The organism is Bacillus sp. 05T22 (assembly GCF_056396765.1).
Window position 1 is genome coordinate 1 of the sequence record NZ_JBFTMC010000017.1, and the last position, 19,692, is coordinate 19,692.

The following is a 19,692-nucleotide window of genomic DNA, read 5'->3' on the forward strand; positions in this document are numbered from 1 at the left end:
GAGGAATGGAATGTGTTGCGGTTAGAGCTAGTAAAAAGATAAAAACAATACAAATGATTGTCGTATCTTTTCGAAGAATAAGAAAAGGTGATAATTGTAAGTAAACAAAGAATATAGAGGGCGTGCAGAAGTGTTAATTCTACTCCCATTTTGCTAGGCATTCGTGTAGTTTAGTGTATGAAGAGAGTGGGAGTGTGTGAGTACGTAGAGAAAGAAAATATAACAATTTCATGTACTGCACTTACAAGGTGAAAATGGATGATATAATACAAATAATCCTGAAAGTGGATAAAATATTATACAGTTTTATTACTAGATAGAGAGAGGGAATATATGAAGGAGAAAATAGGTTTTTACGGTCTTATGGGATGCTTCGCTATAGGACTTATTTTAAAGTATTTTATTGAAAGTGATTGGATTGACATTATTTATGCAGTGGGTTTTATTTTTGCTGTATTATATTGTTGGGATGAATTTAGAGCATACACCCGAAAAAAGAAGATCGTTTTAGGAATTGAGTTTGTCATTTTAATAGCTACAGTGCCATTCATATTGTTGGAAGGCGGTAGACAAATGGATAGGATGCCAATTTTTCAAGGGTGGCTATCTTTTGCTAGATTAGTATATTTACTTATAATCTTAGGTATTGTGGGAATGATTGTTACAAAAGTGAATAAAAAATTATTATTAGGTGATGACGTATCTAAAACATAAAAAAGTGCTACCTGACTAAGAGATAGCACTTTTTTATTATTTTACTGAATGAGTTCCTTACATTTTTTTAATTAAACGAATTTGTCCACGATGACTCAGCTCATCTTCAAAGACGTGAAACCATTTGAAATAGTTGTTTGCTGGTTTGTCATACCAAAACGGTGTGGTTTTATATAGCCATTCATCCGGTAGTGATTGAAACGTTGTAATTGTTTTAGCACGAACTTCTTGTAACGTATTTATGTAGTAGTCTATAGGGTGGTTTTTAATATGCTGACGTCCAAGTTCGCCTAATTCGATTCCAGGTAACCAACGCTCTAATTCTTCCTCTGTCGGCTCTCGATCTTCAAAGGTATGAATCTGATAGTAGTACTCGACTGTAGTCATATGATATAAAAGCATACCAATGGAGTTTGCCTTAGCATCGTACAAATAATCGAGTTCTTCAATCGTTAAATCTTGTACAGCTTGCATTGTTGTATAACGAGCATAATTCATCATAGAAACAAGCTTTGAAAATTCTGTGTTTAATCCATCAATTGTATCAATTACGAAATTTAATAGAAATTCCTCCTAGTAAATAATATCTTTATAGAAAGATTTCTCCGTGTAAAAAGAAATCCCTTTTTAGATGGATAAGGAGAGTTTCCTATTAGCCAATAACAATAAGGTCTCTATTTGCCTTTGTAATTACTTCATGCCCATCTTTTGTAATGACAATATCATCTTCAATCCTACAGCCACCCCAGTTTGGAATATAAATACCTGGTTCGACAGTAACAACCATTCGTTCTTGTAAAGTAGCTTTACTTTCTTGTGATAATCGAAGTGGTTCATGAAGTTCTAATCCAACGCCATGGCCGGTAGAATGGCCAAAGTATTGACCGTAGTCGTTATCTGTAATGTAATTTCTTGTCACATCATCAATCGTTTTTGCGGATTCACCAGGCCGGATTGCTTTGGTTCCTCGTTTTAATGCTTCTAATACAATACTATATATCTTTTCAAATTCTTTGGAGTAACTTCCAATCGCAATAGTACGTGTTAAATCAGAGCAATACCCATTGTAAAGTGCACCAAAATCTAATGTAACCATATCTCCGTTTTCAATCATCTTATTTGTGGCAACGCCGTGGGGAAGAGAAGAACGGACTCCAGAAGCTACGATAATGTTAAATGATGAGGAAGAGGCCCCTTGTTTTCGCATAAAAAACTCTAATTCATCTCGGACATCAAATTCAGATACACCGGGTTTTAGGAATCCTGTTATATGTTGAAATGCTTCATCGGCGATACGTGCTGCAATTTTAATTGTTTCGATTTCAGACTCTTCCTTAATGGCACGGATTGTTTCTACTAGTTCACTTACTTGTACAAGTTCGATGTTTGTATATTTTTTTAACGAACTATACTGTTTTAAGGTCATATTGTTTTCTTCGATGCCTAACTTTTTGATGCTTAATTTAGTTATCTGATTTGCGATCTCTTGTTCCATGTTTCCTTTATGCATAATGATTTCAGCTTCTTGTACTTGTGTTTTTGCTTGATCGACATAGCGGAAATCTGTAATGAATACAGCTTCAGTTGCAGATAGTAATACGGCTCCAGCGCTACCTGTAAATTCAGTTGCATACTGGCGATTTTCCTTTTTCGTAATGAGTAATCCGTCTATTCCATATCGATCTAGTTGTTCTTGTATTTTCTTTATTCTTGAAGTCATTTTGATTCCTCCCTTTCACTTCCTTATATAAAGCAATAATTGTGCCAATGTAATTTTCTTTGTATAAGAAATAATTACTACATAAAGTGTCTAAAAATTAAGGAATATAACTCTTGTTTGTGTCTATATTTTTTTACACGAAACATATAAAGTGTCAATTTTTTTATCATTTATATTGGTTTGATAGAGGGGGAAATAAGGCGGTAAAGTCTTTGTAAAAGACAGGGAATATTATTTTATAAGAAAAAACGCAATGATTACTCACAATCATTGCGTTTTTGTGTTTTCCTTAAGCTTTTAACTTCATCACCGTATCAGCATCTGGTGTTACATATAATGTTTGTTGATTATCATATGTCACAAACCCAAGTTTAGCACCGCTTGGTTTTTTAACATGGCGAATTTTTGTGAAATCTACAGGAACAGAACTAGAATCTTTTGCTTTACTGTAATAAGCAGCGAGTTTAGCAGCTTCTAATAAAGTCTCTTCAGTTGGTTCTAATGAGCGGATGACAACATGAGAACCAGGAATATCTTTCGTATGTAACCAAATTTCATCACGACGTGCAAACTTGGTTGTTAAATAGTCATTTTGTTTATTATTTTTACCGACTAAAATTTCTGTTCCATCGGTAGAGATATATTTATCTAATATCGGTTTTGATGTTTTTTTCTTTGTATTCTTCGACTTACGGTTACGCATGTAACCTTCTTCAGCTAATTCTTCGCGAATCTCCTCAATATCTTTTGAAGCAGCAGCCTCCATTTGTTGAAGTAGGCTATCAAAGTAAAGGATTTCTTCATTTGTCTTTTCAATTTGTTCTTTTACGATTGCGACAGAATTTTTCGCTTTTTGATACTTTTGGAAATAACGTTGTGCGTTTTTTGACGGTGTTCTCAGTGGATCTAATGTAATTTTTACTGTTCCGCCATTTTCATCGTAGTAGTTGACAACCTCAATTTCTTTGTCACCTTTTTTTAATGCATACATGTTAGCTGTAAGAAGTTCACCGAATAATTGATATTTATCAGCTTTCCCAGCATCTTGTAGTGTTTTTTGTAATTTAATTAATTTCTTTTCATTTTTTGCTTTTTCATTGTGCATAAATCGTTCTAAATCATGTGCTTGTTGTTTTACACGATCGCGTTCAGCTTTTCCAAAGAAGAATCGATCTAATAATTCACTTACAGATAAGAATGTTTTATTATCCCCTTTTAAATGTGTAAGAGAGAAGAGATAAAAGAACTCTTTTCCATTTGCCGTTATCATTGTTGGTTCATATTGATGCGCTTGCATTGGTTTTTGTAATGTGAAAAACGCTTCTGATAATGCATGTTCATTTACCATAACAGCTTTCTTTACAACTTCTTTTGCAAATAGCGGAGAAATCCCCATAAAGGCCCCAACAAGTTGTTTATCCATATTTCCTGCTAAAAAGTCTAGTGGCCTAATAAACTCATCTTGTGTTTCAATCTGCAAGGGATTAATTTTATGCTGTGCTGGTGGTGCAACATATTCAGCGCCAGCATATACAGTACGATGCCGATTTACCGCTAAAGAAACGTGCTTTAAGCTATCTAAAATGATATTTGTTTTCGCGTCTACTAAAATAATATTGCTGTGACGACCCATTATTTCAATCACTAATGTTTTTAAAGATTCGTCCCCAATCTCGTTACGGCTTCGAACGGTAATTTGAATGATACGTTCTAAATCGATTTGTTCAATTTTCTCAATAAATCCACCTTCTAAATGTTTGCGAAGAAGCATGCAAAACATTGGTGGTAATGCTGGTGAATCATAACTTTGATTTGTAAGATGCATACGTGCGTATGTAGGGTGTGCGGAAATAAGTAATTTTTGATTTTTTCCGTTTGCTCGAATATGTAACAAAACCTCATATTTTGAGGGTTGATATATTTTTGAAATTCTTCCTGTTTGAAGAGAATTTGCAATTTCATGTGTAATCGCTCTTGTAAATAATCCATCGAATGCCATTATGAACACTCCTTTCTAACTAAATGTTAATTATAGCATTTTTTTGGACGGGGCTGAATAAGCTTTCATTAGAGCATGTCTGCAATCAGGAGGTCGATAGCGAGATGAATTGGTATGAAATGCGTGCACATGAAGTGGAAGAAAGAACGAATACGAATGTGAAGGTAGGACTGTCAGAGCAAGAAGCGGAAGGGCGCTTAAAGAAGCTAGGGCCAAATGAATTACAAGAAGCAAAGCGGCCTTCTGCACTCATTGTATTTTTATCGCAATTTAAAGATTTTATGGTGCTTGTTTTATTTGGTGCAACGATTATTTCAGCATTTTTAGGAGAGTATATTGATGCAATTGCGATTGTTGCAATTGTGATTATTAATGGGATTCTTGGTTTTTTTCAAGAACGAAAAGCAGAAAAATCACTTGAGGCTTTAAAGGAACTAGCCGCCCCGCAAGTGACAGTTTTACGAAATGGAAAATGGATAAAGGGACCATCAAAGGCACTGGTACTTGGTGATGTGATTAAATTTTCTAGCGGGGATCGTATTGGAGCAGATATTCGTCTTATTGAAGCATCCAGTTTATATATTGAAGAATCAGCGTTAACAGGTGAGTCTGCACCTGTTCAAAAGAAAGTAGAAGCATTACAAGGTGAAAATGTTGCGATTGGTGATCAGAGAAATATGGCTTTTATGGGAACGATGATAACGAGAGGATCAGGAATTGGTGTAGTAGTAGGGACAGGAATGAATACTGCAATGGGGCAAATTGCAAATATGTTGCAAAATGCAGAGCAAATGGAAACACCGCTGCAAAGAAGATTAGAACAACTTGGGAAGATTCTAATCATTGTTGCCCTTATTTTAACAGCACTTGTTGTACTAGCTGGAGTGTATCAAGGGAATGAAGTGTATCATATGTTCTTAGCGGGTGTGTCACTTGCTGTTGCAGCAATTCCAGAAGGATTACCAGCGATTGTTACGGTCGCATTGTCACTTGGTGTACAACGCATGATTAAAAAGAGAGCGATTGTTCGAAAATTACCAGCAGTAGAAACTTTAGGATGTGCTTCTGTTATTTGTTCGGACAAAACGGGTACGATGACACAAAATAAAATGATGGTAACACATATGTGGTCAGGTGGCGAAACATGGCATGTAACCGGGCAAGGCTACGAGCCTACTGGATCATTTATGAAAGGTGAGCAGAAGGTTAATCCGGAATCTACAAGGGCGTTATATCAATTGTTAACATTTGGGTGTTTATGCAATAACGCGAGCATTGTAAAAAAGAAAAAAACATATGTCCTAGATGGAGATCCGACAGAAGGTGCGCTCGTTGCAGCGGCGATGAAAGCAGGAATATCCCGAGAAGCTTTAAAAGAGAAGTTTGAAATTATTCATGAACTTCCTTTTGATTCCACACGAAAAATGATGAGCGTAATCGTTCGTGATCGTGATGGTAAAAAATTTGTAGTCACAAAAGGGGCACCTGATGTTCTTTTGCAAATGAGCCAAACAATTTTATGGGGGGATAAACAGCAACCTTTAAGTGAGTTATATCGTAAAGAAGTGCAAGCGGCAATTCATAACCTTGGAAGTCAAGCGCTTCGAACGATTGCTGTTGCATTTAGGGCTTTAAAAGTAACAGATTCAATTGAACATGAAAGAGAAGTAGAAAAAGATTTCATGCTTGTCGGGATACAAGGAATGATAGACCCGCCAAGACCAGAAGTGAAACAGGCCGTAAAAGAGTGTAAAGAGGCTGGTATTAAAACGGTAATGATTACAGGAGACCATAAAGTAACAGCGATGGCAATTGCAGAGCAGTTAGGGATTTTACCACCGAATGGCCGCGTTATAGAAGGTGTAGAATTAGCAAATATGTCTGTAGATGAACTAGAGGATATTGTAGAAGATACCTATGTATTTGCACGTGTATCTCCTGAACATAAATTAAAAATTGTAAAAGCTCTTCAAAATAAAGATCATATTGTGGCGATGACAGGTGATGGGGTGAATGACGCTCCTGCTATTAAAACAGCTGATATTGGGATAGCGATGGGGATTACAGGAACGGATGTAGCTAAAGAAGCTTCCTCTCTTGTTTTGCTAGATGATAACTTTGCTACGATTAAATCGGCAATTAAAGAGGGACGAAATATATATGAGAATATTCGGAAGTTCATTCGGTATTTATTAGCATCAAATGTTGGAGAGATTTTAGTTATGTTATTTGCGATGATGCTTGCTTTACCACTTCCGATGGTTCCAATTCAAATTTTATGGGTGAATTTAGTAACAGATGGTTTACCAGCAATGGCACTAGGCTTAGATGCAGCTGAGGGAGATGTGATGAGAAGAAATCCACGGCATCCGAAAGAAGGGGTGTTTGCAAGAGGATTGGCTTGGAAAATTGTGAGTAGAGGCTTTTTAATTGGTATTGTAACCTTGCTGGCATTTATTATTGCATTTAATCAGCATCCAAATGAACTGAAATATGCGCAAACAGTAGCTTTTGCTACACTAGTTTTAGCACAGCTTATTCATGTATTTGACTGCCGCAGTGAACACTCTATATTCCATCGTAATCCTTTTGGGAATATATATTTGGTTGGAGCAGTTATTATTTCGGTGTTATTAATGCTTGTGGTTATTTATTATCCACCATTGCAACCCATTTTTAGTACAATGCCAATTCAAGCGAGAGATTGGTTATTAATCGTTGGTTTATCGTCCATTCCAACATTTTTATTAGTCGGCTCTTTATTGACAGGGAAAAAGGAGAAGAAGAAGCCGATATTGTATAAGAGAGGCATAAACTTGAAATAGTCAATGATATGAAAATGTGATATAATTTACAAAAGGTAGTAGAGTTGCATCTCTATTACCTTTTTCATTGAGTTATTTCATGGTGTGGATGTGATAAAGATGATTTCTAGTATGACAGGATTTGGAAGAGCGAAAGTGGAAAATGATGTTTTTCAAATTACAGTAGAAATGAAGTCAGTGAACCATCGTTTTTTAGAGATGAACATTCGACTTCCGAAACAAATGATGGTTTTTGAGGACAAAATTCGTAAGTTAATTGCAGAACAAGTTCGCCGCGGGCGTATTGAAGTGTCCATTATTATTACAGGGGAAGGGCTTGTTGAAAGAAAGTTAAGTGTGAATTGGCCGCTTCTCAAGCAGTATAAATCCATTATGGAAGACGTGAAAACGAAATTTCAATTACAAGATTCCATTACACTTCAACAATTAATGGCAATGCCAGAAGTAACGGCGATTGAAGAAATGGAAAATGTAAATGAACAATTTGAACAAAATTTATATGAAGCTGTTCGCCAAGCTGCTCGTACGTTAAAAACGATGAGAGATGGCGAAGGAGAACGATTACATAAAGATATAGCGTATCGTTTACAAGAGATACACGATTGTGTAAATGCGATTATCCCGCATGCACCAATTGTTACTCGAAAATATCGTGAACGATTGGAAAATCGCTTAAAAGAATTACATAATCATGAGTTAGATGAACAAAGGTTGCTGACAGAGGTGGCGATATTTGCTGAGCGCTCGGATATTCATGAAGAATTGGTTCGCTTGCAAAGTCATTTAGCTCAATTTCATGAAGCTCTTGAGATCGAGGAGCCTGTTGGTAGAAAAATGGATTTCATTGTACAAGAGATGCATCGGGAAATTAACACGATCGGTTCTAAGGCAAACGACTTAACAATTTCAAAATATGTTGTAGAAATGAAAAATAACCTTGAAAAAATTCGTGAACAGGTACAAAATATTGAGTAGCTGTCAAAAAATATATAAAGTTATACGTGGTGGGGAAATCGGATAGACTTACTAGGAGGCGCAAACTATGGCCATGCGGTTTTTAAATATTGGATATGGGAATATTGTATCTGCTCATCGAATTATTGCAATTGTAAGTCCGGAGTCAGCTCCTATTAAACGAACGGTGCAGGAAGCGCGTGAACATAACGTGTTACTAGATGCTACGTATGGGAGAAAAACAAGGGCGGTTATTGTTATGGATGATGGGCATATTGTACTAAGCCCAATTCAGCCAGAGACGATTGCACATCGTTTAAATAATAAAGAAGATTTAAGTGAGGAAGGGTAGGTTTTACATATTTATGAGAAGTAGAAGAGGGTTGCTCATCGTTCTTTCAGGACCTTCTGGCGTTGGGAAAGGGACAGTTCGAAAAGAGTTGTTCAGCCATGAAGATACAAAATTTCAATACTCTATTTCAGTAACGACACGTAAACCGCGTGAAGGTGAAGTAGATGGTGTGGATTATTTCTTTAAAGAGAGAGAAGAGTTTGAAGAAATGATTCGTAACGAAAAGCTGCTTGAGTGGGCAGAGTTCGTTGGGAATTACTATGGAACACCAATCGATTATGTTGAAAAAACATTGCAAGAAGGAAAAGATGTATTCTTAGAAATTGAAGTACAAGGAGCAATTCAAGTAAAGAAAGCTTTCCCAGAAGGGGTATTTATTTTCTTAGCTCCTCCAAGCTTATCAGAGCTTAAGAATCGCATCGTTGGTCGCGGTACAGAGACTGAAGAGGTTATTGAAAATCGTTTAACTGTAGCAAAAGAAGAAATCGAGATGATGGACGCTTATGACTATGTAGTAGAAAATGATAAAGTAGAACTTGCTTGTGAACGCATTAAAGCTATTGTGGTTGGTGAACATTGCCGCCGCGACAGAGTAGCGAAATATTATAAAGAAATGACGGAGGGTATATAATATGTTAAATCCATCAATTGCATTCTCTTCGACAAATGAAAACATAGACTTTATACTTTTCTATGTAACGGTAACAACCTATTTACAAGTAGGTTGTTATTTTTTTACGATAGAGCTAAAAAGAAATAGGTTTTTGTTTAATGAAATACTAGCACTGACGAGCTGGAATGAATACATTTCAGCAGAATAAGTTTGAAAAAGAAAGAGGACGAGTCATATGCTAAAAGGGAAAAAGATACTTCTATGTGTAACAGGAGGCATCGCTGTTTTTAAAGCGGCTGCGTTAACGAGTAAATTAACACAAGCAGGAGCACTTGTAAAAGTAATGATGAGTGAATCGGCGATGAAATTTGTTACACCTCTTACATTTCAAGCGCTTTCTCGCCATGATGTATACACAGATACGTTTGATGAAAAAGATTCTGCAGTTATCGCTCATATTGATTTAGCGGATTGGGCGGACGTTGTGCTTATTGCACCAGCAACAGCGAATTGTATCGGGAAATTAGCAAATGGTATTGCTGATGATATGATCACAACAACATTGTTAGCTACTACAGCGCCAGTCTGGATTGCACCTGCTATGAATGTGCATATGTATGAAAATAAAATTGTCCAAAAGAATATGATGACGTTAAAAGCGTTGGGATATACATTTATTGAGCCTGGAGAAGGCTTTTTAGCATGCGGATATGTTGCGAAAGGTCGATTAGAAGAACCAGAAACAATTATCGCTCGATTACAAGAAGCATTTTCAGAACATAAACCATTAAAAGGAAAGAAAATTTTAGTAACTGCGGGCCCAACTCGTGAAAAAATTGATCCAGTACGTTTTATGACGAATTTTTCTTCAGGGAAAATGGGGTATGCGCTAGCGGAAGTTGCTGCTAACTTAGGAGCGGATGTAATACTTATTTCAGGTCCAACTGCAATAGCACCACCTGTAAATGTAACAACTGTGCAAGTAGAATCTGCACAAGATATGTTAGAAGCTGTAATGCAACATTATGGATCTATGGATGTTGTTATTAAAACAGCTGCAGTAGCAGACTATCGCCCGAAAATTGTGCATAATCAGAAGATGAAAAAGAAAAGTGGCGATGCAGTCATTGAGTTAGAAAGAACAATCGATATTTTGAAAACACTCGGTGAGAAAAAAGAGCATCAACTTCTTATCGGTTTTGCTGCTGAAACGACAAATATAGAAGAATATGCAACGAAAAAATTGCGTGAAAAAAATGCAAATATGATTGTTGCAAATGATGTGAAAGCACAAGGTGCAGGATTCGGTACGGATACGAATATTGTAACAATGTATAGAAAAGATGGAGAAGTTATTCGATTACCTCTTTTAACAAAGAAAGAAGTTGCACGTGAAATTTTAATGCAAATTGAAGCGATGTTAGAAGAGGATCGTGTATGAAATTTGCAAGTGTAATCGTTGATGTACCGGCACGTCAAACAGATCGCCCGTTTGATTATGTTATCCCTAAGAAATGGGAAGATATTGTACAAACAGGTATGCGTGTAGTCGTTCCGTTTGGTCCACGGAAATTACAAGGTTTTATTATTGAAATAAAAGATTCAGTCGATGTGGAAAGTAAAAAGTTAAAAGCATTGCATGAAATACTAGATGTTACGCCAGTTTTAAATGAAGAATTATTAAAACTTGGTTTTTGGCTGACGGATGAAACGTTATGTTATATGATTTCAGCTTTTCAAGTTATGCTTCCAACTGCGATAAAAGCGACTTATAAAAAACGGCTACAGCTCCATAAAACAGCTGCAGTAGCGCCGGAAATTCGTGATTTGTTTCAAGGGAAAGAAGCGATAAATTGGGAAGAAATTGCTACGCACTCACATATGTATCGCATGGTTCAAAAAGAGATAACAAACGGCACTATTGAAGTCATCTATAAAGTAAAAGATAAAGTGCAAAAGAAGAAACAAAGGGTGATTCAGCCAGAATTGCCACAGGAACAATTAGAGGCAGCTGCCTTTGAGCTGAAAAGTAAAAAGCAACAAGATGTACTGTATTACTTTGTAGAAAATTATCACAGTGTGCCATTAAAAATATTAACAGAAGAACTACAAATAACAGATGCACCGGTAAAGTCGCTTGTGAAGAAAGGGTTGCTTTTAGAACAGTACATTGAAGTATATCGTAACCCATATGACGATGAGGCTTTTGAACAGACAAAGCCATTTCCACTCACAGATGAACAAAATCAAGTGATTGCGCCCATCTTGTCATCCATTACAAATGAAACATATAATCCATTTTTACTATATGGTGTTACAGGAAGCGGTAAAACAGAAGTGTATTTGCAATCCATTGCTGCGGTGTTGAAAAAAGGAAAAGAGGCGATTGTACTTGTTCCAGAAATTGCGTTAACACCGCAAATGGTAGATCGATTTAAAGGACGTTTCGGTTCGCAAGTTGCGGTTCTTCATAGTGCGCTTTCTGTTGGGGAAAAATATGATGAATGGCGGAAAATTTTACGAAAAGAAGTAAAAGTTGTTGTTGGAGCACGCTCCGCTATTTTTGCTCCATTTGAAAACTTAGGAATTATTATTATTGATGAAGAACATGAGTCAAGTTATAAACAGGAAGATAATCCAAGGTATCATGCCAGGGATGTTGCGATTTGGCGAGGGCAATATCATAATTGTCCAATCGTGCTCGGCAGTGCAACGCCGACTCTAGAATCATTTGCTAGAGCGAAAAAAGGTGTTTATGAGCTACTAACCATGCAAAAGCGTATGAATGAACAAGCGTTGCCGACAGTAGAAATTGTTGATATGCGTGAGGAACTGCGTGATGGAAATCGTTCTATGTTTTCAAAGTTACTTCATGAGAAAATAGCGGATCGGTTAGAAAAGAAAGAACAAATGGTTCTTTTTTTAAATCGAAGAGGCCATTCAACGTTTGTCATGTGTCGTGATTGTGGTTATGTCGTGCAATGTCCACACTGTGATATATCACTCACCTATCATAAAATGAATCATCGTTTAAAATGTCACTATTGCAGTTATGAGGAAAGTATGCCAACTGCTTGTCCTGCTTGTAATAGTTCGTATATTCGTTTCTTTGGGACAGGAACACAAAAGGTAGAAGAAGAAATTACAAAGTTATTTCCAGAGGCGCGGGTTATCCGTATGGATGTTGATACAACGAGTCGCAAAGGAATGCACGAAAAGTTATTAAAAGCCTTCGGTGAAGAGAAAGCTGATATCTTACTTGGAACACAGATGATCGCTAAAGGGCTTGATTTTCCAAAGGTTACACTTGTTGGTGTCTTAACAGCTGATACGATGCTGCATTTACCAGATTTTCGAGCAAGCGAGAAAACGTATCAGTTATTGACACAGGTGAGTGGACGTGCAGGTCGACATGAATTACCAGGAGAAGTAGTAATTCAAACGTATACGCCAGAACACTATAGCGTAGAACTAGCAAAGAATCAGCAGTACGATGTATTTTTCGAACAAGAAATGCAAATGAGAAAAATGAGGCAATACCCGCCGTACTACTATGTCGCACTTGTAACCGTTTCGCATCCAGAGTTATTAAAAGCAGTGCAAGTAACGGAAAAAATTGTCGGTTATTTACGAATGCATTGCTCGCGGCAAACAATGGTGCTAGGACCGGTTGCTTCAGCAATTCCAAGGATAAAAGATAGATATCGATACCAATGCATGATAAAATACAAGCGGGAACCAAACTTAAAGTACGTGCTCAAAATGGTAAATGAACATTATCAAGCAGAAATGCAAAAAGATTTGCAGATCTCAATCGACTTTAATCCAACAATGTTAATGTAGCGGAGGAAAATATGGCAGTTTTAGAAATTGTAAAGCATCCAGATGAAGTGTTAGAAACCCCATGTGAACGGGTAATTAACTTTGATAAAAAGTTAGTGAATTTGTTAAAAGATATGCATGAAACAATGTTAGTTGCAGATGGTGTTGGTTTAGCAGCACCACAAGTCGGCGTAAGTTTGCAAGTGGCAGTTGTTGATATTGGTGATGATACGGGGAAAATCGAACTGATTAATCCAGTTATTTTAGAAAAACGTGGTGAACAAGTAGGTCCCGAAGGCTGCTTAAGCTTTCCGGGACTTTATGGTGAAGTGGAGCGTGCAGAGTATATTAAAATACGTGCACAAAATCGTCGTGGTAAAATCTTTTTATTAGAGGCAGATGATTTTTTAGCACGCGCAATCCAACATGAAATCGACCATTTACATGGTGTGTTATTTACATCAAAAGTGACGAGATATTATGAAGAAAATGAATTAGAAGAGATGTAAAAGGAGCGGTTTTTGAATGATAAAAGTAGTATTTATGGGAACACCGGACTTTTCTGTACCGGTGCTTCGTCGTCTTATTGAAGATGGATATGATGTAATTGGTGTTGTAACGCAGCCGGATCGTCCAGTGGGAAGAAAAAAGGTTATGACACCAACACCTGTTAAGGTGGAAGCGGAAAAACATGGTATTCCGGTGTTACAGCCATTAAAAATTCGTGAAAAAGACGAATATGAAAAAGTATTGGCATTAGAGCCGGATTTAATTGTGACAGCTGCGTTCGGACAAATTGTACCAAACGAAATTTTAGAAGCACCAAAGTATGGATGTATTAATGTTCATGCGTCATTACTTCCAGAACTTCGCGGCGGTGCACCAATTCATTACTCCATCATGCAGGGAAAAGAAAAAACAGGTATCACAATTATGTATATGGTGGAAAAATTAGATGCTGGTGATATTTTAACGCAAGTAGAAGTGGAAATCGAAGAACGTGAAACAACTGGTTCATTATTTGATAAATTAAGTGAGGCTGGAGCACACTTATTATCAAAAACAGTTCCGCTTTTAATACAAGGAAAATTAGAACCGATTAAACAAAATGAGGATGAAGTAACATTCGCTTACAATATTAAACGTGAGCAAGAAAAGATTGATTGGATGAAAACAGGAGAAGAGGTTTACAATCATATTCGTGGTTTAAATCCGTGGCCAGTTGCTTATACAACTTTAGCAGGACAAGTTGTAAAAGTATGGTGGGGCGAAAAAGTTCCTGTAACAGTACAGGCTGAAGCTGGTTCTATTGTAGCAATTGAAGAAGATGGTTTCGTTGTGGCAACAGGAAATGAAACAGGTGTTAAAATTACTGAATTACAACCATCTGGTAAAAAGCGCATGAGTTGTTCACAATTTTTACGTGGAACAAAACCTGAAATTGGTACGAAGTTAGGAGAAGACGCATGAGACAAAATGTTCGTGAGTTAGCTCTTGATGGTCTAATTCAAGTAGAGAAAAGTGGCGCTTATAGTAACTTACTTTTAAATAAGTTGATTGAAAAAAGTGCGATTGATAGAAAAGATATTGGCTTGTTAACTGAGATTGTCTATGGAACGATTCAACGTCGTGATACACTTGACTATTATTTACAACCATTTTTAAGAAAAAAAGTTGAAGCGTGGGTAAAAATATTACTTCGCTTATCTTTATATCAAATGCTATATTTGGATCGCGTCCCAGAAAGAGCGGCGATTCATGAGGCTGTTGAGATTGCAAAACGTCGTGGTCATAAAGGAATTGCAGGGATGGTAAACGGGGTACTCCGTTCGATTCAACGTGAAGGTGTGCCATCTTTAGAGGAGATACAAAATCTTGTAGAGCGAATTTCTGTTGCAACGAGTCATCCAGAGTGGCTTGTACAAGAGTGGGTATCAGCATACGATTTAGAAACAGCGCAAAAAATGTGTGAAGTAAATATGGTTCCGCCGGTACCGACAGCACGTGTGAATGTTGATAAAATAACGGTAGAAGAAGCGATTGCTTTACTAGAACGTGAGGGCGTACAAGCAAAACGTGGTGATTTATCAGAAGACGCTATCCAAATTGAAAAAGGAAACGTAGCGCATACAGAAGCGTTTAAAAACGGTTTCCTTTCTATTCAAGATGAAAGCTCTATGCTTGTTGCGCGTGCTTTGAAACCCGAAGAAGGAGATATGGTTCTTGATAGCTGCGCGGCGCCTGGTGGGAAAACAACACACATTGCAGAGCGTTTAAAGGGGACTGGTCAGGTAACGTCGCTGGATTTACATCCGCATAAAGTTCGTCTAATTCAGCAACAGGCGAAGCGTCTAGAATTAGAGAACATTGAAACAAAGGCGCTAGATGCCAGAAAAGTTCAAGAACATTTTGCGAACGAAAGCTTTGACAAAATATTAGTAGACGCACCATGTTCTGGATTTGGTGTTATCAGACGTAAACCTGATATTAAATTAGGTAAAGAAAAAGGTGATAGTGAAAGACTGTCGACAATTCAGCTATCGATACTAGAAAAGGTAGCTCCACTGTTAAAGGCAGGTGGTCGCCTTGTTTATAGTACGTGTACAATTGAAAAAATAGAAAATGAACAAGTGATAGAGCAATTTTTACAAGAGCATCCTGAATTTGAATGGGATACTACTATGAAAGAGCGCATGCCAGAAAAATTACGTCCTTATATAAATGAAGGGCAAGTACAAATTTTACCGCATTATTTTGCAACAGATGGCTTTTATATTGCTTGTTTAAGAAAGAAGGTGTAGCATCATGGAAACGACTGTAAAAAAACAAAAGAAAGATTTAGAAACAAAAAAAATATCTATTTACTCTTTACAACTTCATGAAATGCAAGATTGGTTAAAGGAACAAGGTGAACCGAAATTCCGTGCAGGTCAAATTTTTGATTGGCTATATAAAAAGCGTGTAAAAAATTATGAGGATATGACAAATCTTTCAAAAGGATTGCGTGATAAATTGTCGAATTCCTTTGATATTACTACTTTAAATACATTAGTAAAGCAAACATCTTCTGATGGGACAATTAAGTTTTTATTCCAATTATATGATGGGTATTCTATCGAAACAGTATTAATGCGACATGAATATGGAAATTCCATTTGTGTAACAACACAGGTAGGTTGCCGAATTGGTTGTACATTCTGTGCATCAACACTAGGTGGTTTAAAGCGAAACCTAGAGGCTGGAGAAATCGTAGCGCAAGTAGTAGAGGTTCAACGTGCGCTTGATGAGACAGATGAGCGCGTGAGTTCTCTTGTTGTAATGGGAATTGGAGAGCCGTTTGATAACTACGATAACTTAATGTCGTTTTTACGCATTGTCAACCATGAAAAAGGAATTCATATTGGTGCACGTCATATGACGGTTTCAACAAGTGGAATCATCCCGAAAATTTATAAGTTTGCTGAAGAGGATATGCAAATTAACTTTGCGATTTCATTGCACGCTCCAAATACAGAATTACGTTCAAAGTTAATGCCGATTAACCGTGCTTATAAGCTGCCTGACTTAATGGAAGCTATTAAATACTATGTAAATAGAACCGGGCGTCGCATTACGTTTGAATATGGCTTATTTGGAGGAGAAAACGACCAAGTTGAGCATGCCGAAGAATTGGCTCAACTTTTAAAAGGTGTAAAATGTCATGTGAACTTAATTCCGGTAAACTATGTACCAGAACGCGATTACGTAAGAACACCACGTGAACAAATTTTCTTATTTGAAAAAACGTTGAAAGACCGTGGAGTGAATGTAACGATTCGCCGTGAACAAGGTCATGATATTGATGCTGCCTGCGGTCAGTTGCGTGCAAAGGAGCGCAAAGAAGAGACGAGGTGACAAGATGAAAGCCGTGTTTCTATCGGATAAAGGGAAAGTTCGTCAACATAATGAAGATAGTGCAGGAGTTTTTCATAATTTAGATGGAGATATTTTAGCTGTTGTAGCTGATGGAATGGGAGGTCATCGAGCAGGCGATGTTGCTAGCTCGATGGCCATTCAACTATTCCATGATTATTGGAAACAAACGTATAATATGGATACACCAAAAAAGGCCGAAGAATGGCTACATACAAACGTTGAGATGATTAACGAGAGGGTATACGAATACTCGAAGAAACATACAGAGTGTAGTGGTATGGGAACTACTGTTATTGTTGCGATTTGTACAGCGGGATTTGTAACAATTGGACACATAGGAGATAGTCGATGTTACATGTTATCAGATGATGAGATTTCACTTATAACTGAAGACCATTCACTTGTAAATGAACTTGTCAGATATGGTGAGATTTCAAAAGAGGATGCAGAGTATCATCCAAAAAAGAATGTGCTTTTACGAGCGCTTGGAACAGAAGAAAAAGTTGGATTAGATGCTAAAACATTAGTGTTAGAAGAAAATGATCAACTGCTTCTTTGCTCTGACGGATTATCAAATAAAGTTGCTATGGATGATATGCGAAAGATTTTGCAATTAAACGAACAACTCGAGATAAAGGGAGAACATCTTGTTCAACTTGCGAATGATCGTGGTGGAGAAGATAATATTACCCTTGTCATTGTTGATTATGCGGATTCGGCAAACGAAAGTAGGTGAATTACAACGTGCTGATTGGAAAACGCCTAAACGACCGTTATAAGCTACTGAAAATGATCGGTGGCGGAGGGATGGCCAATGTATATTTGGCTCATGATGATATACTAGGCCGAGATGTAGCGGTAAAAATATTAAGACTCGATTATGCAAATAATGATGAGTTTATTAAACGTTTCCATCGAGAAGCGCAATCTGTTACAACGTTGTCGCATCCAAATATTGTGAATATGTATGATGTTGGAGAAGAAGATGGAATTTATTATCTTGTTATGGAATATGTACCTGGACAAACACTAAAGCAATACATAACTCAGCGTGGAATGTTACCGATAGGAGAAGCTCTTGATATTATGGAGCAGTTAACATCTGCAATGGCACATGCGCATCATTTTGAAATTGTCCATCGAGATATAAAGCCACATAACATCTTAATTCGGAAGGATGGAGTCGTGAAGGTGACAGACTTTGGGATTGCGACTGCTACAAGTGCAACGGCGATAACGCATACGAACTCAGTGCTTGGTTCGGTCCATTACTTGTCACCAGAGCAAGCACGCGGAGGGATAGCGAATAAACAATCGGATATTTATTCGCTTGGTATTGTTATGTTTGAATTGCTAACAGGGCGACAACCTTTCTCAGGAGAGTCTGCGGTTGCGATCGCTTTAAAACATTTACAGAATGAAACACCATCTCCAAAACGCTGGAATCCAGATATTCCGCAAAGTGTAGAAAATATTATTTTAAAAGCAACTGCAAAAGATCCATTTCATCGCTATCAGTCTGCTAATGCGATGAAGAGAGATATTGAAACGGCGCTATATCCAGAACGTATTAACGAACAACCATTTTATATACCTGAAGATATGGAAGCGACGAAGGCAATTCCAATTATTCAACAAGAACAATTATTTGGAAATGTAAGCGATGAAACAATTGTATTGAATGGAAGTAAAGTGGATGAACAGATAAAAGATGAAGAAGTGAAACCGAACGAGAAAAAAAAGCGAAGTAACAAATGGCTGAAAGTGTTACTTACAACATTTTTACTTTTAGCAATCGGCACAACGTTAGCGCTGACTGTGATTCCAGGATTCTTTATTCCTAAAGACGTAAAAACTCCTGATGTGTCTGGTATGAAGTATGAGACTGCGGTTAACACTCTTGTTGAGAAAGGATTTGAAGTTGCTGAACCGAACATTGTTTATACAGATGATGTTGAAGCTGGGAAAGTAATTAAAACAAGTCCGGCAGCAGGAAGGGTTGTAAAGGAAAACTCTAAAATTACAATCTATCAATCAGGAGGGAAAAAGAAGAGCAAGATGAGTAACCTAATCGGAAAAGATTTTGAAAGCTCGAAGAAAGACTTGGAAGAAAAATATAAAATTGTTGTTCCGTACTATATTGAAAGTGAGAAACCAAAAGGGCAAATTGTAGAGCAAATTCCGACAGAAGACCAAATGGTTGTAGAAGCTGAGCAAGATGTGAAAGTTTGGGTAAGTAAGGGTCCTTATCAAATTAGACCTGGTGATTTTTCGGGATGGACTGAAAATTATGTGAATAGCTATTTAAATGAAAATAAACTTGTCCCTAATATAAAAAGAGAGTATTCAGATACAGTTGAGAAAGGTTTGGTAATTTCACAATCACCAAAACCAGGAACGCCGTTAAAAGAAGGAGATAAAGTAACGGTTACTATCTCAGATGGGCCAAAGCCTAAAGTAACGAAAACAGTAAAGGTTGATAACATTTCGATTCCATATGAGCCTCCTGCAGAAGGTGAGAAAAAGCCACAAACAATTGAAATTTATAAAGAAGATATGCAGCAGAAAATGGATAAGCCGATTGAAACGCGAAAAATAACAGAATCTGCTACTATTTCTTTGGAATTTGTGATTCAAGAAGGAACAAAAGGCCATTACAAAATTGTTCGAGATGGGACGACAATTATTGATAAAGAAGTGCCATATCCAGCCTAGTAAAGGTGTGTCTCCATTTGGTGGATTCCACCTTCTTTGTATGGAGAGTGGAATTTGTTGCTC

17 protein-coding genes are annotated in these 19,692 nt (G+C 37.1%); 14 read left to right on the plus strand and 3 right to left on the minus strand.

Going from position 1 to position 19,692, the window contains the following annotated elements:
• The first annotated feature begins 333 nt into the window (after positions 1 to 333).
• A complete protein-coding gene (locus AC1DIT_RS08245; protein ID WP_016115999.1) occupies positions 334 to 714 on the plus strand; it encodes a YoqO family protein in 381 nt (126 codons plus the stop codon).
• Positions 715 to 771: 57 nt separating this feature from the next.
• Here the strand turns inward: AC1DIT_RS08245 and AC1DIT_RS08250 are convergent, their stop codons facing one another.
• The 3 genes from AC1DIT_RS08250 to AC1DIT_RS08260 all read right to left on the minus strand — a co-directional run bounded on the left by AC1DIT_RS08250 (position 772) and on the right by AC1DIT_RS08260 (position 4,433).
• A complete protein-coding gene (locus AC1DIT_RS08250; RefSeq protein WP_016115998.1) occupies positions 772 to 1,215 on the minus strand; it encodes a DinB family protein in 444 nt (147 codons plus the stop codon).
• Between the two features lie 151 nt (positions 1,216 to 1,366).
• A complete protein-coding gene (locus tag AC1DIT_RS08255; RefSeq protein WP_016115997.1) occupies positions 1,367 to 2,434 on the minus strand; it encodes a M24 family metallopeptidase in 1,068 nt (355 codons plus the stop codon).
• 289 nt (positions 2,435 to 2,723) lie between these two features.
• Positions 2,724 to 4,433 carry an Rqc2 family fibronectin-binding protein gene (locus AC1DIT_RS08260; RefSeq protein WP_016115996.1) on the minus strand — a complete coding sequence of 570 codons (1,710 nt, stop codon included), beginning with the start codon at positions 4,431 to 4,433 and terminating at the stop codon, positions 2,724 to 2,726.
• A 104-nt stretch (positions 4,434 to 4,537) separates the two neighbouring features.
• On the opposite strand from AC1DIT_RS08260, the gene AC1DIT_RS08265 reads away from it, so the two are divergent.
• The 13 genes from AC1DIT_RS08265 to pknB all read left to right on the plus strand — a co-directional run bounded on the left by AC1DIT_RS08265 (position 4,538) and on the right by pknB (position 19,629).
• Positions 4,538 to 7,258: a calcium-translocating P-type ATPase, SERCA-type gene (locus tag AC1DIT_RS08265; protein WP_016131889.1), complete on the plus strand. Its 2,721-nt coding sequence runs from the start codon at positions 4,538 to 4,540 to the stop codon at positions 7,256 to 7,258.
• A gap of 99 nt (positions 7,259 to 7,357) precedes the next feature.
• On the plus strand, positions 7,358 to 8,233 hold the full coding sequence (locus AC1DIT_RS08270; protein WP_016131888.1) for a YicC/YloC family endoribonuclease: 876 nt from the start codon (positions 7,358 to 7,360) through the stop codon (positions 8,231 to 8,233).
• A gap of 67 nt (positions 8,234 to 8,300) precedes the next feature.
• The gene (gene remA, locus AC1DIT_RS08275) at positions 8,301 to 8,564 is read left to right on the plus strand and encodes an extracellular matrix/biofilm regulator RemA (protein WP_001251459.1); all 264 of its coding nucleotides are present in this window, start codon (positions 8,301 to 8,303) and stop codon (positions 8,562 to 8,564) included.
• 13 nt (positions 8,565 to 8,577) lie between these two features.
• Complete coding sequence (gmk, locus tag AC1DIT_RS08280) at positions 8,578 to 9,195, plus strand: guanylate kinase (RefSeq protein WP_016115993.1); 618 nt, start codon at positions 8,578 to 8,580, stop codon at positions 9,193 to 9,195.
• A gap of 1 nt (position 9,196) precedes the next feature.
• On the plus strand, positions 9,197 to 9,385 hold the full coding sequence (locus AC1DIT_RS08285; protein WP_476998134.1) for a hypothetical protein: 189 nt from the start codon (positions 9,197 to 9,199) through the stop codon (positions 9,383 to 9,385).
• A gap of 27 nt (positions 9,386 to 9,412) precedes the next feature.
• Entirely contained in the window at positions 9,413 to 10,618 is a 1,206-nt protein-coding gene (gene coaBC / locus AC1DIT_RS08290) for a bifunctional phosphopantothenoylcysteine decarboxylase/phosphopantothenate--cysteine ligase CoaBC (protein WP_016131887.1), read from the plus strand.
• Positions 10,615 to 13,020, plus strand: a complete 2,406-nt coding sequence (gene priA / locus AC1DIT_RS08295) for a primosomal protein N' (protein ID WP_016131886.1) — start codon at positions 10,615 to 10,617, stop codon at positions 13,018 to 13,020. Before coaBC ends, priA begins: the two co-directional genes overlap by 4 nt.
• Positions 13,021 to 13,031: 11 nt before the next feature.
• Positions 13,032 to 13,508, plus strand: a complete 477-nt coding sequence (def, locus tag AC1DIT_RS08300; RefSeq protein ID WP_016131885.1) for a peptide deformylase — start codon at positions 13,032 to 13,034, stop codon at positions 13,506 to 13,508.
• 16 nt (positions 13,509 to 13,524) lie between these two features.
• The gene (gene fmt, locus AC1DIT_RS08305; protein ID WP_003199658.1) at positions 13,525 to 14,469 is read left to right on the plus strand and encodes a methionyl-tRNA formyltransferase; all 945 of its coding nucleotides are present in this window, start codon (positions 13,525 to 13,527) and stop codon (positions 14,467 to 14,469) included.
• Positions 14,466 to 15,800: a 16S rRNA (cytosine(967)-C(5))-methyltransferase RsmB gene (gene rsmB / locus AC1DIT_RS08310; RefSeq protein ID WP_016131884.1), complete on the plus strand. Its 1,335-nt coding sequence runs from the start codon at positions 14,466 to 14,468 to the stop codon at positions 15,798 to 15,800. The genes fmt and rsmB overlap by 4 nt, the downstream gene beginning before the upstream one ends.
• 4 nt (positions 15,801 to 15,804) lie before the next feature.
• The gene (rlmN, locus tag AC1DIT_RS08315) at positions 15,805 to 16,893 is read left to right on the plus strand and encodes a dual-specificity RNA methyltransferase RlmN (protein WP_016131883.1); all 1,089 of its coding nucleotides are present in this window, start codon (positions 15,805 to 15,807) and stop codon (positions 16,891 to 16,893) included.
• A 4-nt stretch (positions 16,894 to 16,897) separates the two neighbouring features.
• Positions 16,898 to 17,650: a Stp1/IreP family PP2C-type Ser/Thr phosphatase gene (locus tag AC1DIT_RS08320; protein WP_016115985.1), complete on the plus strand. Its 753-nt coding sequence runs from the start codon at positions 16,898 to 16,900 to the stop codon at positions 17,648 to 17,650.
• An 8-nt stretch (positions 17,651 to 17,658) separates the two neighbouring features.
• On the plus strand, positions 17,659 to 19,629 hold the full coding sequence (gene pknB / locus AC1DIT_RS08325; protein WP_016115984.1) for a Stk1 family PASTA domain-containing Ser/Thr kinase: 1,971 nt from the start codon (positions 17,659 to 17,661) through the stop codon (positions 19,627 to 19,629).
• Positions 19,630 to 19,692: the final 63 nt, after the last annotated feature.

Bases quoted from the DNA above. Each gene is read 5' to 3' on its own strand.
- rsmB (WP_016131884.1), top strand. From the start codon at position 14,466: ATGAGACAAAATGTTCGTGAGTTAGCTCTTGATGGTCTAATTCAAGTA.
- AC1DIT_RS08270 (WP_016131888.1), top strand. From the start codon at position 7,358: ATGATTTCTAGTATGACAGGATTTGGAAGAGCGAAAGTGGAAAATGAT.
- rlmN (WP_016131883.1), top strand. From the start codon at position 15,805: ATGGAAACGACTGTAAAAAAACAAAAGAAAGATTTAGAAACAAAAAAA.
- gmk (WP_016115993.1), top strand. From the start codon at position 8,578: ATGAGAAGTAGAAGAGGGTTGCTCATCGTTCTTTCAGGACCTTCTGGC.
- priA (WP_016131886.1), top strand. From the start codon at position 10,615: ATGAAATTTGCAAGTGTAATCGTTGATGTACCGGCACGTCAAACAGAT.
- AC1DIT_RS08265 (WP_016131889.1), top strand. From the start codon at position 4,538: ATGAATTGGTATGAAATGCGTGCACATGAAGTGGAAGAAAGAACGAAT.
- def (WP_016131885.1), top strand. From the start codon at position 13,032: ATGGCAGTTTTAGAAATTGTAAAGCATCCAGATGAAGTGTTAGAAACC.
- AC1DIT_RS08245 (WP_016115999.1), top strand. From the start codon at position 334: ATGAAGGAGAAAATAGGTTTTTACGGTCTTATGGGATGCTTCGCTATA.
- coaBC (WP_016131887.1), top strand. From the start codon at position 9,413: ATGCTAAAAGGGAAAAAGATACTTCTATGTGTAACAGGAGGCATCGCT.
- AC1DIT_RS08260 (WP_016115996.1), bottom strand. From the start codon at position 4,433: ATGGCATTCGATGGATTATTTACAAGAGCGATTACACATGAAATTGCA.
- fmt (WP_003199658.1), top strand. From the start codon at position 13,525: ATGATAAAAGTAGTATTTATGGGAACACCGGACTTTTCTGTACCGGTG.
- AC1DIT_RS08250 (WP_016115998.1), bottom strand. From the start codon at position 1,215: ATGATGAATTATGCTCGTTATACAACAATGCAAGCTGTACAAGATTTA.
- AC1DIT_RS08255 (WP_016115997.1), bottom strand. From the start codon at position 2,434: ATGACTTCAAGAATAAAGAAAATACAAGAACAACTAGATCGATATGGA.
- remA (WP_001251459.1), top strand. From the start codon at position 8,301: ATGGCCATGCGGTTTTTAAATATTGGATATGGGAATATTGTATCTGCT.
- AC1DIT_RS08285 (WP_476998134.1), top strand. From the start codon at position 9,197: ATGTTAAATCCATCAATTGCATTCTCTTCGACAAATGAAAACATAGAC.
- AC1DIT_RS08320 (WP_016115985.1), top strand. From the start codon at position 16,898: ATGAAAGCCGTGTTTCTATCGGATAAAGGGAAAGTTCGTCAACATAAT.